The sequence below is a fragment of the Clostridium sp. AF32-7AC genome, assembly GCF_003477925.1.
In the GTDB taxonomy this organism is placed as follows: Bacteria; Bacillota; Clostridia; order Lachnospirales; family Lachnospiraceae; genus Otoolea; species Otoolea fessa.
Window position 1 is genome coordinate 33732 of the sequence record NZ_QUEG01000007.1, and the last position, 15350, is coordinate 49081.

General features: G+C 51.8%; 12 protein-coding genes. 9 read left to right on the plus strand and 3 right to left on the minus strand.

The features are described 5' to 3' along the window. Window positions 1-813 (minus strand): amidohydrolase family protein, encoded by an 813-nt coding sequence (locus tag DWZ45_RS10555; RefSeq protein ID WP_022359467.1) that lies wholly within the window; start codon window positions 811-813, stop codon window positions 1-3. Window positions 814-1224: 411 nt separating this feature from the next. On the opposite strand from DWZ45_RS10555, the gene DWZ45_RS10560 reads away from it, so the two are divergent. Next, complete coding sequence (locus DWZ45_RS10560; protein ID WP_107000818.1) at window positions 1225-2871, plus strand: DEAD/DEAH box helicase; 1647 nt, start codon at window positions 1225-1227, stop codon at window positions 2869-2871. Between the two features lie 388 nt (window positions 2872-3259). On the opposite strand, the gene DWZ45_RS10570 is transcribed toward DWZ45_RS10560, so the two are convergent. Continuing rightward, window positions 3260-4579: an aspartate kinase gene (locus DWZ45_RS10570; RefSeq protein WP_107000817.1), complete on the minus strand. Its 1320-nt coding sequence runs from the start codon at window positions 4577-4579 to the stop codon at window positions 3260-3262. Between the two features lie 35 nt (window positions 4580-4614). After that, entirely contained in the window at window positions 4615-5127 is a 513-nt protein-coding gene (gene lepB / locus DWZ45_RS10575; protein ID WP_227589452.1) for a signal peptidase I, read from the minus strand. A gap of 549 nt (window positions 5128-5676) precedes the next feature. On the opposite strand from lepB, the gene glgB reads away from it, so the two are divergent. The 8 genes from glgB (at window position 5677) to DWZ45_RS10615 (ending at window position 15203) form a co-directional block, all read left to right on the plus strand. Further along, window positions 5677-8199 carry a 1,4-alpha-glucan branching protein GlgB gene (glgB, locus tag DWZ45_RS10580; protein WP_227589443.1) on the plus strand — a complete coding sequence of 841 codons (2523 nt, stop codon included), beginning with the start codon at window positions 5677-5679 and terminating at the stop codon, window positions 8197-8199. Between the two features lie 21 nt (window positions 8200-8220). Beyond that, window positions 8221-9111 carry a mechanosensitive ion channel family protein gene (locus DWZ45_RS10585; RefSeq protein WP_118469049.1) on the plus strand — a complete coding sequence of 297 codons (891 nt, stop codon included), beginning with the start codon at window positions 8221-8223 and terminating at the stop codon, window positions 9109-9111. Window positions 9112-9154: 43 nt separating this feature from the next. After that, window positions 9155-9718 carry an HD domain-containing protein gene (locus DWZ45_RS10590; RefSeq protein ID WP_118469051.1) on the plus strand — a complete coding sequence of 188 codons (564 nt, stop codon included), beginning with the start codon at window positions 9155-9157 and terminating at the stop codon, window positions 9716-9718. 141 nt (window positions 9719-9859) lie between these two features. After that, complete coding sequence (gene cysE, locus DWZ45_RS10595; protein WP_022359459.1) at window positions 9860-10540, plus strand: serine O-acetyltransferase; 681 nt, start codon at window positions 9860-9862, stop codon at window positions 10538-10540. A gap of 82 nt (window positions 10541-10622) precedes the next feature. Continuing rightward, a complete protein-coding gene (locus tag DWZ45_RS10600; RefSeq protein WP_118469053.1) occupies window positions 10623-12194 on the plus strand; it encodes an SPOCS domain-containing protein in 1572 nt (523 codons plus the stop codon). Between the two features lie 467 nt (window positions 12195-12661). After that, on the plus strand, window positions 12662-12934 hold the full coding sequence (locus DWZ45_RS10605; protein ID WP_118469055.1) for a GIY-YIG nuclease family protein: 273 nt from the start codon (window positions 12662-12664) through the stop codon (window positions 12932-12934). Window positions 12935-13226: 292 nt separating this feature from the next. Next, window positions 13227-14681, plus strand: a complete 1455-nt coding sequence (locus DWZ45_RS10610; protein ID WP_118469057.1) for a metallophosphoesterase — start codon at window positions 13227-13229, stop codon at window positions 14679-14681. 24 nt (window positions 14682-14705) lie between these two features. Beyond that, complete coding sequence (locus DWZ45_RS10615; protein WP_118469059.1) at window positions 14706-15203, plus strand: 8-oxo-dGTP diphosphatase; 498 nt, start codon at window positions 14706-14708, stop codon at window positions 15201-15203. The last annotated feature ends 147 nt before the right edge of the window (window positions 15204-15350 follow it).

The window sequence follows — 15350 nt, forward strand, 5'->3', positions numbered from 1 at the left end:
TTAAAAATTGCAATGATAAATCCGCTCCGCCGCCTGATAGAACACAGTTTCCCAGTATTTTTCCGGAATCAGCCGTTTCGTAATTTCGATGTAATCTTCATAGTTGGCGAGCGGCCAGTCGGTGCCGAACATGAGCTTATCATAGTCGCGGATGTAGGCAAGCCAGGTTTTCAGGGTGCTGATATACCCGCTCTGCTCTTCCAGAAACTCCGGAATGTCAAATTTGCCCTCTAAAAGCCCAGAGAGGTCGGCGGCGACATTTTCATTTTTCTCGACAACGGCGGCGGCATCCATCAGCCACGGGTTGCCGAAGTGGCACATGACGAACTGGACATCCGGATGGCGGACGGCGGCTTCATCGAGGGTCAGCGGATGGCTGTATTTGATGAATGCTTTGGAACCGGCGGTCTGTCCGGTGTGGATGGCAACCGGCTTTTTATACGCCTTGGCGAGGTCGTAGATCGGTTCGAAGCGCTCGTCGGTAACGTAGATGGAATCATATCCCGGATAGAGTTTGATGCCGACGCAGGTATTCCGTTTTAAGTTTTCTTCGACAAGATCGCATGTCTTCTGAATCTTTTCCGGCGTCAGTTTTCGTGCTTCGACGCCGACGCAATAGCGCAGAAAATCCGGGTATGTGTGATTATCCGGGTGAACGCCGCGGTTTCCCATGACGATGCCGCCGACGATATTATATTTCTGAAAGCATTCCCGCAGATGCTCTTCATTATTGATATGACCGGCTTCGATGGCAATCTCATCGAAATGCGGGTAACCGGGACAAAAGTGCAAATGTGAATCAATGATTTTCATAATGATAACAGGCGCCTGTATCAAAAACCTTTTGGAAAAAGAACGGCGCTGTCCTCCTTTCTGCTGTGATGTATGTCTGGAAGTTTTGAGAAAATCCGGTGCAACAAAACTTCGGGTGTATATAAATAAGAAATGCAGTGACAGTCCGGCAGGTTCATAGAGCATGCAGCAACTGTATGAAATCAACTGTTAGTGTAGTCCCAAATGGGGTGGATGTCAAATTTTTCTCCATCTGTTTGACATCCACACTATGATCTGGTATAGTGATAGCTATGCGTATTGCAAAGGGGCAAACTGCCTCTTTCTTTTTTTGTAAATATTCCGGAAGAATGCAAAAAAGATAACTAATATGATATATGAAATGTATCTCCGGAATGTGCAGACCGTTAATCAGACAATGAAAGGAATAGAATGGAAACAATCAGATTTGAAGATTTAGAGTTAGATGCAAAGATCATGCGTGCGATCACCGATATGGGGTTCGAGGCGGCTTCTCCGATTCAGGGACAGGCGATTCCGCTGGAACTGCAGGGACTGGATATCATCGGACAGGCACAGACCGGTACCGGTAAGACGGCTGCGTTTGGTATTCCGCTGTTACAGAAGATCGATCCGAAGAATAAGAAGCCGCAGGCGATCATTCTCTGCCCGACCCGTGAACTTGCCATCCAGGTATCTGAGGAGATCCGCCGCCTGGCAAAATACATGCACGGTGTCAAGGTTCTGCCGATCTACGGCGGACAGGAGATCGGACGTCAGATCCGTTCCCTCAAGGATGGTGTGCAGGTTATCATCGGTACGCCGGGGCGTGTGATGGATCACATGCGCCGCAAAACCGTCAAGATGGATCAGATCCACACGGTTGTCCTCGACGAGGCGGACGAGATGCTGAACATGGGCTTTTTAGAGGATATGGAAACCATCTTAAGCGCACTGCCGGAGGAGAGACAGACGCTGATGTTCTCAGCGACGATGCCGCAGGCGATTCAGCGGATCGCGACGAACTTCCAGAAAGATCCGCAGATTGTGCGCGTGGTCAAGAAAGAGCTGACCGTTCCGAAGGTAACCCAGTATTATTATGAAGTAAAACCGAAGAATAAGCTGGAGGTTATGTGCCGTCTGCTGGATCTCTATGATCCGAAGCTCTCAGTGGTATTTTGCAACACGAAAAAGCAGGTCGATGAGCTGGTACAGGGCTTACAGGGACGCGGTTATTTTGCAGAAGGACTTCACGGCGATCTGAAACAGGAGCAGCGTGACCGTGTCATGCGTGCATTCCGTACCGGACGGACGGACATTCTGGTGGCAACGGATGTGGCAGCCCGCGGTATCGACGTCGATGATGTTGAGGCGGTATTCAACTATGATGTACCGCAGGATGACGAGTATTATGTACATCGCATCGGACGTACCGGCCGTGCCGGACGCGAGGGCAAGGCGTTTAACCTCGTAGTCGGCAAAGAGGTTTACAAGCTGCGCGAGATCCAGCGCTACTGCAAGACCCGCATCATTCCGCAGGCGATTCCGTCTCTGGACGATGTGACCTCCATCAAGGCAGATAAGATTCTCGACCAGGTGGGCGAGGTGCTGCAGGACAGCGATCTGAGCAAGGTGATCGATATTGTAGAAAAACGTGTGCTGGAAGAGGACTACACGACGCTCGATCTGGCAGCAGCGCTGCTCAAAATGATGATGGGCGAAGAGGGCGAGGAGCTCTTAGAGGAGAACCGTCCGCTGCGTGAGCTGGAGGATCTCGAGGATGAGAGCCGCCGCAGCCGTGGTGGAAGAAACGGCAGAGGAAGCCGTGGCAGAAATGAGGACGTAGCGCGTCTCTTCATCAACATCGGAAAGAACCAGGGCATCCGTCCGGGCGATATCCTCGGTGCGATCGCCGGAGAATCCGGCATGCCGGGACGTATGGTCGGAAGTATCGATATGTTCGATAATTACACATTCGTCGAGGTGCCGAGAGAGCATGCGGACGTTGTACTGCAGGCGATGCGCGGTGCGAAGATCAAGGGCAAGAACGTGCATATGGAGAAGGCGAACCGGAAGTAAAGAGCATATTGAAATTATATTTGGCATATGCTATAATGCCATTAGGCGAAAAGACAAAAGTGTTCAAAGTGGCACAAAAACAAATCCCTCAGGTGCGGGCACACCTGAGGGATTTTATTCCATTTGGGCGAGGTGGCTTAAGCCTCTGGCTGACTACCTAACGATGTCCGTCCAACCACTTGCATATGTAATAGGCGATTACACTTGCCACGACGGACACAAGAAAAGACAGAAATATATTCAAAATGGCACACCCCCCTTTCTGCACCTGTCTAGGGGTGGTAGCTGTATTAGTATATCATAAAGATAAAATTATAAAAAGTCATCTTTGAGATGTTTTGTTTGTCTCAAAGATGACTTTTTATCTTAATAACTTTAAAATTTGCTCTTACAGCTCCGCCGTAATAAAAATATCATAAATTGCTTTCACAGCCGCCTCGAAATCTGCGTTCTTCACGCCGATGATGATGTTGAGTTCACTGGAACCCTGGTCGATCATCTTGACGTTGATGCGGGCGTGTGCCAGGGCGGAGAAGATACGTCCGGCAGTGCCGCGGGTGGACTTCATGCCGCGTCCTACGACGGCGATGAGTGCTAAATCGGACTCAAGCTCGATGGAATCTGGCTGTACCGCGCGGTGGATGTTGGAGATAACGAACTGTTCATGCTGTTCGAATTCGGACTGGTGTACGAAGATGGTCATCGTATCGATTCCGGACGGCATATGCTCGAAGGAAATACCGCAGTCCTCGAAGACACCCAGAACTTTTCTCCCAAACCCAATTTCGGAGTTCATCATCGCTTTCTCGATGGTGACAGAGCAGAAACCAGTCTTTCCGGCGATACCGGTGATGGTGTATTTCGGCTTCCGGCAGGTATTCTCGACGATGAGTGTACCCGGATCCTCCGGCTTGTTGGTGTTGCGGATATTGATCGGAATGCCCTCACGGCGTACCGGGAAGATGGCATCCTCATGAAGGACGCTTGCACCCATGTAAGCCAGTTCACGCAGTTCTTTGTAGGTGATGGTCTCGATTGGAACCGGATTTTCCACGATGCGCGGGTCGGTTACCAGGAAACCGGATACATCGGTCCAGTTCTCGTAGAGGTCTGCGTGAATCGCGCGGGCTACGATGGAACCGGTGATATCAGAACCACCGCGGGAGAAGGTGTGGATCGTGCCGTCCGGATTGGACCCGTAGAAGCCCGGGATGACGGCGCGCTCAGTGTGCGCGAGGCGTTCGGACAGCTCTTCATTGGTTTTCTCGGACAGGAATGTACCATTCTCGTCAAAGAAGATTACCTCGGCTGCATCGATGAACTCATAGCCCAGGTAATGGGACATGATGATACCGTTTAAATACTCACCGCGGGAAGCTGCGTAATCGCTGCCTTTTTTTGCGATAAAGTTTTCCTCGATGGTCTTGAACTCATAATCGAGGTTTAAATTCAACTCCAGACCGTCGATGATCTGCTCATAGCGCTCTTTGATGGCGGAGAGAAGCTTGCCGTAGCTTGCGCCGGTGGAAGCTGCCTCGTAGCAGGCATAGAGCATATCGGTTACTTTGGTGTCATTTTTGTTGCGTTTGCCCGGAGCAGACGGTACAACGTAGCGTCTGGATTTATCAGCACGGATAATATCTCCGACTTTTTTGAACTGTTTTGCGCTGGCGAGGGAACTTCCGCCAAACTTTACTACTTTCTTCATGATGTTCTTTGTTCCTTCCTAAAGTAAATATTGGGTTAATTCAGTTTCTGGATCTTCGGAAAATACTGGAACAGTACCTTGGCAACCAGTTTGTCGCGCTTGACGTATTTGTGCGTCCAGCGGCGGGCGTCGTTGGAATAGTTCCGGTTGTCGCCCAGCATGAAATAGCAGCCATCCGGCACTTCGTAGTGCTGCGGTTCCTCCGGTTCCATCGGTTCATGCAGATACGGTTCGTCGAGCGGTGTATCGGAACCATTTAAGTATACCTTGCCGTCTACGATGTCGATCGTGTCGCCCGGCATACCAATGATACGTTTGACATAGTACGTTTTGATGCCTTTCGCTTCATCATCCGGATAAATGAAAATGGCGATGTCACCCCGCTGCGGATCTCCGAATTTGTAGCTTAACCGTGAGCCGATGACGCGGTCGCCAGCCATGATGGTCGTTTCCATCGAGCTGGTCGGGACTTCGCTGTTGGCGATGATGAAATGGTTGACGCAGAATGCGATAATAGCGGCGGCAACCAGAACCTGAATCCAGCTTATGACCTCGTCCTTGAGATTGAAGCCTTCCTTGCGGCTCTTGCCCTTCTTGGATTTTGCGGCATTTCCGGTACCTGAAGCGTTGTTGTTCTCTTCGGGCGTATCTTCCAAATCGTGTTCCGAAGAGTTCTGGCCTGGCTGGTTGATGCCGATTTTTCCGGCGCGGAGTTCATCGAGCATCTCATCCAGTTCCTGATCGGAACGCCCGGAGAAATTGCTTCGGGACGAAATATGGTCTCTATCTTGATCTTCCATATATATCTCCTCTCTCTGCTGTTGCTGTCTGTGTGACGTTATCTTATGGCACTTTCAGTTCCAAAGGTGTCTGCTACGGCAGTAACGTTTGTGCAACGCATGAGCAGTAATAGGCTACTGTAAATGGTAACCTTCTGACATAATAGTGTATATGAGATGCCTTGATTTATCAAGTTTTTTCACGAAATTTCGGGAAAATTCATAAATGTTTTGAAGTGTATGATTGTATTATTGGGCGCGGGATGCTAAAATGAAGCTAAAACCAAAAACCACAAAGGAACGCAAGGGGGCGTATGTATGGATAAAACATTATACGATCTGATGGACTGGGCTGGAATTGAAGAAATTGTCTATTCGGAAGCGGCAAACCCGCACCGGATGCTGGGAGCCCATATGACGCCGGAGGGAATGCTGGTACAGGCGTTTATTCCGACGGCGCGCGATATTACGGTCAAACTTTCGGCAACCGGCAAGCAGTACCAGATGGAGATGGCGGACGAGACTGGCTTTTTTGCGGCGCTGATTCCGCGCAAGACTCTGGCGGATTATACCCTCCTTGTGTTTTATGATAATGGTACGTTAAGCGAGATACACGATCCGTATTCCTTTGCACCGCAGTTTACGGAATCGGATTTGAAGAAATTCGAGGCGGGCGTCCACTACAGCATTTATAATAAGATGGGCGCGCATCCGATGACGGTCAAAGGTGTGAGCGGCGTCTATTTTGCAGTCTGGGCGCCGGAAGCGATGCGCGTGAGTGTCGTCGGTGATTTCAACCTGTGGGATGGCAGACGCAGCCAGATGCGGCGGTTGGGAGATTCGGGCGTGTTTGAGATTTTTATCCCGGAGCTAAAAAAGGGCGCTGTTTATAAATATGAAATTAAGTTCAAGAACGGCGACCCGGCGCTGAAGGCGGATCCGTATGCGAACTATGCGGAACTTAGACCGAACACGGCATCCATCGTCTGGGATCTGGACGAATATAAATGGAACGATCAGGACTGGATGAAGAAACGGGCGGCGCTCGACACGAAGACGGCGCCGATGTCGATCTATGAGGTGCATCTCGGTTCCTGGATGCGAAAACCGACCGAGGTGGATAAGAGAGGACGCGAGATTGTCGGATCAGAGTTTTACAATTACCGTGAGATCGCGGTCAAGCTGGCGGAATATGTGAAGGAAATGGGGTATACCCATGTGGAACTTCTGCCGGTCATGGAACATCCGCTGGATGCTTCGTGGGGCTATCAGGTGACGGGATATTACGCACCGACCAGCCGCTTCGGCACACCGGATGATTTCATGTATTTTATGGATTACCTGCACGGACAGGGGATTGGCGTTATCCTTGACTGGGTTCCGGCACATTTCCCACGTGATGCATGGGGCATGGCGCAGTTTGACGGAAGCTGCCTCTATGAGCACAAGGATCCGAGACAGGGGGCGCATCCGCACTGGGGTACGCTGATCTACAACTACGGCAGACCGGGGGTTTCAAACTTCCTGATTGCGAATGCGATGTTCTGGGCGGACCGCTATCACGCGGACGGCATCCGGTTTGATGCGGTGGCGTCGATGCTGTATCTGGATTATGGCAAGAATCCGGGTGAATGGATTGCCAATATGTACGGCGGTCATGAGAATCTGGAGGCGGTCGAGTTCTTAAAGCATCTGAACTCTGTCTTCAGGGGACGCAAGGACGGCGCGATTCTGATTGCCGAGGAATCGACGGCATGGCCGAAGGTTACCGGTGACGTGAAGAACGGCGGTCTTGGCTTTGATTATAAATGGAACATGGGCTGGATGAACGATTTTCTGGGCTATATGGAGCAGGATCCATATTTCCGGTGCCACCACTACAATGAACTGACCTTCAGCATGATTTACGCCTACAGTGAAAATTTCGTCCTCGTTTTCTCACATGACGAGGTGGTTCACGGAAAAGGTTCCCTGGTCAATAAGATGCCGGGACAGACGTTTGAGGACAAGTTTGCGAACCTGCGGGCGGCATACGGTTTTATGATGGGACATCCGGGCAAGAAACTCCTCTTCATGGGACAGGATTTCGCCCAGATGGATGAGTGGAATGAGAATGCATCGATCGAGTGGGAGCTGCTGCAGTATCCGATCCACAGCCAGATGAAGGAGTATGTGAAGGAGTTAAATCACTTTTATACCAGCCATCCGGCACTCTATCAGAAAGATTATCAGACGGAAGGCTTCGAGTGGATCAACTGCATGGATGCAGCGGACAATATCATTGCATTTCTCCGGCGCGGCGCGGATGAGACACTGCTCTTTGTCTGCAACTTTGCCCCGCAGCTGCATGAGAAGCTGACGGTCGGCGTACCGTTTAAGGGAAAATACAAAGAGATTTTCAACAGCGATGCGGAGAAGTTCGGCGGAAGCGGAAAGGTCAATCCGCGTATGAAGTCCTCGAAGGCAGAGGAATGTGATGGAAAGGAAAATTCCATCACGATCCAGCTGGCGCCGCTTGGCATCAGCGTCTTCAACTGCACGCCGACGGAGCCGGAGAAGAAAGAAAAACCGGCGAAGGCGAAAAAGACGACCCACAGCACTAAGAGTGTAAAAGAAAAGGCTGAAACCGATCTCCAGAGCATGATGGCGGATGCAGCGGCGGCATTCAATGGAAAAGCCGGGGGGACAGCTGCTGCGGCAGCAGAACGCCTGGCGGGTATTTCAGATAAGCTGGCAGAGGCGAAGGCGGGGCTTTCCTCCAAGATTATCAGTCTGTCCTCGATTGCGAGACGACAGGCGGGATTGGAAGAAGGTCTGGATAAAAAGGTAGGAAAAGAGTAAGTACAGGAAGGAATGAAATAGATGGCAACAGCGGCAGAGCTGACAGGCGAGGAGATCGCGGCGGTAGCAGAGTCACTATCGGATCCGGCAAATTTGAACGTGGATACGATGGCTGCGATCATGCACCGGATTGGCCCGGGGCTTATGGCATTGGGACAGAAGGTACTGGTGGCGCTCATCATTTTCCTGATTGGACGTAAGGTCATTTCGATGATCGAGAAGATGCTGTCCCGCTCGATGGAGCATGCCGGTATGGATGTGGGTGTGACTCGTTTCCTGCGGGCGCTGACCCAGTTTGTGATGAATGTCTTCCTGCTTTTTATGATTGCAGGGCAGCTTGGCATGGACAGCGCCTCGATTGTGGCGGTTCTTGGCGCGGCAGGTCTTGCGCTGAGTTTGGCGCTCCAGCAGAGTCTTGGAAACTTTGCGGGCGGACTCTTGATTTTAATTATGAAACCGTTCCGGGTGGGGGATTATATCATTTCCCCGTCCGGGGAGGGAAGGGTTTCGATGGTCGGGCTGGTTTACACGACTATCCTGACAACCGATAATAAAGCAATTACCATCCCGAATGGCACCCTTTCAAACTCAACCGTGACCAACGTGACGGCGATGGACAAGCGGATGCTGGAACTCAAGGTCGGTATCGCCTATGAGGCAGATATCCGGACGGCAAAGGCAGTGTTAGAGCGCGTTTACAGGGAACATCCGATGGTGAAGAAGGACGAGGACATCAAGGTATTTGTGGACAGCCTGGGCGACAGCAGCGTGGTGCTTGGTATCCGGGGCTGGGTAGAGACGTCCGATTACTGGCAGACGAGATGGGACATTCTGGAACGGATCAAGCTGTCATTTGACGAGGCGGGCATCGAAATTCCATACAACAAGATGGATGTACATTTGAAACAGTAGCAATCGTTTAAACAGTATAAGCAATATAGACAGAGGAACAACCATGATTGACAGAGCGGCAAAATTCGCAGAACAGGCGCATAAGGGCGCACACCGGAAGGGAACCAGAATTCCGTATATCGTTCATCCGCTGGAGACGGCGCTGATTGCGTCGATGCTGACGAACGATGAGGAGATACTGGCAGCGGCACTTCTGCATGATACGATCGAGGACACGGGTGTGACCTACGAGGATTTGAAACAGGAGTTTGGCACCCGGGTTGCGGATCTGGTCGCGGCGGAGAGCGAGGATAAGTCCAAAACCTGGATTGAGCGCAAGGGGCACACGCTGGAACATCTGAAAACAGCGAGTCCGGCGGAGAAGATCCTGACGATGGCGGACAAGCTGAGCAATATCCGCAGCATGGCGCGTGACTATCTGTTGGTCGGGGAGGAGCTCTGGCAGCGGTTTAATATGAAGGACAGAGAGAAACAGGCGTGGTATTACACGTCGATGATAGACCTTTTAAAGGACTTGAATGAGACACCGGAATATCAGGAATATGTGCGTCTCTGCGGCAAGGTATTTGGCGGGATCGCAGGGTGTTGTAGTTTACAAAATATATGAACGGCAGCATAAAAACAACATAGGATGACAATGAGAAACTGCAGCAGCCAGTCAGAAAGAATGGCTGTCGGAGAAGGATGGTAGGTTCTGAGATTTTGCGGAAACGGAAAGGTCATTCAGTTCAGTAAAAGGGGAAGAGACATGATTTTAAAAGATATTTGGATGGATGTAAAAGCGGTTCAGGAGCGAGATCCGGCTGCGAGAAATGCATTGGAGGTACTACTTTTATATCAGGGCGTACATGCCCTGATCTGGCACCGGGTGGCGCACTGGTTTTATGAGCACCATATGTTTTTCATTGCGCGCCTGATTTCACAGGTGGCACGTTTCTTTACATTGATTGAGATTCATCCGGGTGCACAGCTCGGACACGGTATTCTGATTGACCACGGCTGCGGCGTTGTCATCGGTGAGACGGCGGTGGTCGGCGACAACTGTACGATTTACCAGGGTGTGACGCTGGGCGGTGTCGGAACACAGAAGGGTAAACGTCATCCGACGCTGGGAAATAATGTGACGGTCGGTTCCGGCGCAAAGATTCTCGGTTCTTTCGAGGTCGGTGATAACTGTTCCGTAGCGGCAAATGCGGTTCTGCTCCGCCCGCTCGAGGAAAATACCACGGCTGTCGGCATTCCGGCGCGTCCGGTCAAGAAGGACGGCGTGGCGCTGCCGAAGAAGCAGAAGATGATCATCGGCGAGGACGATCAGCGTATTTTAGAGCAGATCGACGCGCTCCGGAAAGAGCTTCAGGAACTTAGAGAAGAGTCGGCAAACCTGCGGAAGGAACTGGAGGCAGTGCGGGCAGGACAGGAGAAAGCCTGACACAAAATTATTCATAACGCCCCTTTCGGCTGCATAAATTTCTTTGAGAGAAATGCGTGCGGTTTGGAAAGGGGCGTTTTTTATGATAGAGCTGATCAAAAAAGAGATACATATGAATCGGCAGAGGGGGACGGCGGTGTCGCAGCTGACGCTGGATGATGATTTTATTGTGCCGGATGCGCTGGATGATGCGGTGCAGATACTGCTGTCAGACGGGGAAGTTCAGATAGAAAATTCACGGATTCAGGGAGAAAAGGTGCTGATCCGGGGAAAGCTTGTGTTCCGGGTGCTGTACCGCCGGGAGTCGGGCGGGCTGCAGGCGATGGGCGGGGAGATTCCATTTGAGGAAACGGTCAATGTGCCGGAGCTTTCGGAGCGCGACTATACGCAGATCGTATGGAATATCGAAGATTTGAATATTACCATGATTCATTCGCGCAAGCTGAGCGCCAAAGCGGTGCTGACGCTTACGGTGCGGGCGGAAAGCCGCGTCGATGCGCAGGCTGCCGCGGACGTCGAGACGGACGATGCGGGGCTGCAAGTCCTGAAGAGAAGCGTTCCGGCAGCGACGCTTGCAGTGCGGCGCAAAGATATCTACCGGGTCCGGGAGGAAGTAAGCGTATCGGCAAATAAGCCGAATATTGAGACGATTCTCTGGCAGGAGATGCGTCTTCGGGATGTTTCGGTGCGCCCGTTGGATGGAAAACTGCATCTGGACGGTGAATTGTCGGTGTTCCTGATTTACAGCGGCGAGGGCGAGCACACGCCGGTTCAGTGGTTGGAGGAGAGTATTCCGTTTTCCGGTGAAGTGGAACTCTCGGAGGCGGTGGAGGAGATGATCCCGGCGGTCGGGGTCCGGATTCTTCATGCAGAGGCGGACAAAAAGCCGGACAGCGATGGGGAGATGCGCGAAGTGGAAGTGGAGGCGGTGCTGGAGCTGGACATCCGACTTTATAAAGAAGAATCAGTGGAACTTTTAAGCGATCTCTATTCGACCGGCTGCGAGGTCGTGAGCGAGCAGGGGGAGGTGTGCTTTGACCGGCTTTTGACGCGCAACAGCTGCAAAATGCGGGTGGGCGGAAGCGTTTCTTTTCAGAAACCGGATCGAATTCTGCAGATTTGCCACAGCAGTGGGATTGTCCGGCTGGATGAGAGCCGCCCGTCAGAAAACGGTCTGGCGATCGAGGGAGTGCTGGAAGTCAGTCTCCTGTATCTGACGGATGATGACGCGGCGCCGGTCGGGGCAATTTCTGAGGTTCTGCCATTTTCCGGCACGGTCGAGGCGGAGGGGATCCGGGAAGACTGCGTCTGGCAGTTGAATCTGGGGCTGGAACAGCTCGGCGCGGTGATGCTGGGTGGCGGTGAGGCGGAGGTCAAGGCGCAGCTCACGGTGGAACTGCTTGTATTCCAGCCGATGCAGGAAGCGGTGGTTACATCCGTGCAGACACAGCCGTTCGATTTAAAGCGCTGGGAGCAGCAGCCAGGGATTGTGGGTTATATTGTGCAGCCGGGGGATTCTCTGTGGAAAATTGCAAAAAAATTCCACACGACGGTGGATCAGGTGCGGGAAATGAATGAAATCGACGGGGAGGAAGCCGGTGCAGGGGCGCGGCTGCTTCTGATCAAAGAGGTAACGGCGGGTAACTGTTCATAGGTAGGAATTTTAGAGAGAAAAAATCGTTTCTGTTCACGGGTGGGCACTTTTGGGACCGAAAGTGCCGTAAGAAAACGTGGTGGCAGCAGGAATTTGCCGTATTGAAATTCGAAGCCACGGCAAATTCCGTTACTGGACACGTATGCGTGTACAGTAACAAAAAATCCAGCCGGAATGGTTGCATTTGGGGGAAAACTTTATATACTATTATTGTAACGGTTCAATATCTTCACAGTTACAAGCAAAAATCCATGCAGATTTGACTTTGACAAAGGATTTTCGCCTTGTAAGCCAGGAAAACGCATCCGGCCGGTGCTTGATGATAGATCCGGGGAAGGAGTTTCCCGAACCGGGCGGTGCCCGTGCATTGCAAGGCGCGGCGCCGTTTACATAGGGCATCCGGATGCGTTTTCCTGTGTACTGAGAAATTTTTGTCGGGAGTGCGAACCATAAAGGCAGGATGAGGCATGAATTATACATATCTTTTGCGCTGCGCGGACGGAACCTTGTACTGCGGGTGGACGAACCATCTGGCAGCGCGGGTGGCGGCACACAATGCCGGGAAAGGTGCAAAATACACGAAAACCCGCCGTCCGGTAGTGCTGGCATACTATGAAGAATATGCGACGCGCAGCGAGGCGATGCGCCGGGAGGCAGCGCTCAAGAAACTGACCAAAAAGGAAAAAGAGGCGATGGCAGCGCTGGGACGGACGGAGCTTCCGGTGGATGACGAGACGTAGATATATCGCGCCGGGGCAGATTATGTACGAAGAATTGGTACAAACAATAGCGGTAAAGGCAAGAAACAGCAGTAGAAATTGGTAACTGTTCAGTAGGTCTGCACATTTACTGTGCTGACCGTACGAAAACATGGGCCAGCAGGCAAAAATCCCATTGCCGTAGGCAATTTTTAATGGATTTTTGCGCGTGACTGTGAAGGTACTGAACAGTTACAGAAATTGAAAGATAGAGAGAAAACAGGAGCGGATAGGTACAGTGAGAAAAAGTAGAAGAAACAAAGGATGTATAGTGATGGCAACAGTCCTTCTGGCAGCGCTGCTTGGCGGCTGTTCGTTTCTATCGAAGGAGGCAGACGCGACGGAGGTTTCCAGCAAGGCGGAAACGGAAAGTCCGGGTGCCACACAGGAGTCGGAGACTGAGACAGCTGAGACAGAGGAGACACAGGAGAGCCATGAGGCTGCCGAAGACGAAGAAAGCGGGGAAGAGGAAACCGAGGACCATTTCGTGGAAAAGAAGATCGTGGTGGCAACGGATATGCACTATTTTGCCGAGAAACTGGCAGGAAACCGCTGTGATTCCTTTGTCGGAATGGCGAGGGGCGGAGACGGGCGCGTGCTGGAGTACGGCTGGGAGGTCATGGACGCCTTTCTCGATGATATGAAGAAGGAAGATCCAGACCTCCTGATTCTGAGCGGAGATCTGACGCTGGACGGAGAGAAAGCGAGCCATGAGGAACTGGCAGAACTTCTGGAAGGACTCAGCGAGGCGGGAATTGAGGTCGCGGTTATACCGGGAAACCACGATATCAATAACCCGGATGCCCGCCGCTATACGGCGGATGGAGCGGAAAAGGTGGAGTCCATCACAGCGGACGAGTTCCGGGATATCTATGCTGATTTTGGCTATGTAGCGGCGGACAGCCGGGATCCGGCATCGCTGAGTTATCTTTATAAGATAGACAGTGCAAACTGGGTGCTGATGCTGGATTCCTGTCAGTATGAACCGAAAAATGAGGTCGGCGGCATGATCCGCCGGGAAACGTATGAGTGGATGGAGCCGATTCTGGAAGAGGCGGAGCGGGAAGGCGCCCGCGTGATATCCGTCAGCCATCATAACCTGCTGGATGAGAGCGGAGTGAGCCGGACCTTTTATGACAACTGTACGATCGAGCACAACGAGGAACTGGTGCGGATGCTGTCGGATCATGGCGTGCGCCTGCACTTGAGCGGACATCTGCATATCCAGCATTATAAGGAAGACGAGGACACGGGCATCTATGAGGTTGTGACGGGTTCCATGGTGATGGCTCCGTGCCATTACGGGATTGTCCGCATCTGGAACGACGGGACCTACCAGTATAATGCGAAACCTGTCGATGTGGACGGCTGGGCGATACGCCACTCGTACCACAACCGAGATCTGGCAGATTTTACGGCCTATTCGGAGTCGATCCTGCGTCGGGCGGCAATCCGCGATGCAATTCGGGATCTGAATCGCCATATCGAGGATCGCCACGCATTTTTTACGGACGAGAAGAAACAGGAAATGGCTTCGTACTACGCGGATCTGTGCGTGAATTATTATGAAGGACGGATGTATCAGATCGAGGAAGCCGCAAAGGAAAATCCGGTGCTGAAAGATTGGAACAAGATCGGCTATGTCAGCGAACTGAGCGATTTTCTGCAGAATATCCTGGAGGACGAGGCGAAGGACTACGGGCATCTGAAGATTCCGAGCTTACATTAAATAAAAATGGAGGTACCAGGAGGCATGGGAGAGACAAAAAAACAGCGTTCGCCGCTGACAACGCTCTGCTACATTGAAAAAGACGATTCATATCTGATGCTGCACCGCATCAAGAAGAAACAGGATGTGAATGAAGGAAAATGGATTGGCGTCGGCGGACATTTTGAGGAGAATGAAAGCCCGGAGAACTGCCTGCTGCGCGAAGTGAAGGAGGAGACAGGGCTGACTCTGACTTCCTGGCGATTCCGCGGAATCGTGACGTTTATCGCGAAAGGCTGGCCGACGGAATATATGTGCCTGTACACGGCGGATGGATTTGAGGGAACGCTTCGCGAATGTGACGAGGGCGAGCTTGCCTGGGTGGCGAAAAAGGATGTGCCGGCTCTGCGGCTCTGGGACGGCGATCGGATCTTTTTGAAGCTTCTGATTGAAAGGGATACGTTTTTTTCATTGAAATTGTCATATGATGGGGACGAGCTGATAGAAGCTGAGCTGGACGGGGTAAAAATTACATACAAATAAGCACGCAACTGCGGGTTGGTTGGGGAACGAGGGTTCTGCAGTGCGTGCTCATGAGGAATAATCAATATATGGGAACCGATTTTGGGGAAAATCGGGGTGGTTGGCTATGCCAGAAAGATAAGAAGATGAATTATTTTCTCTTGTTCC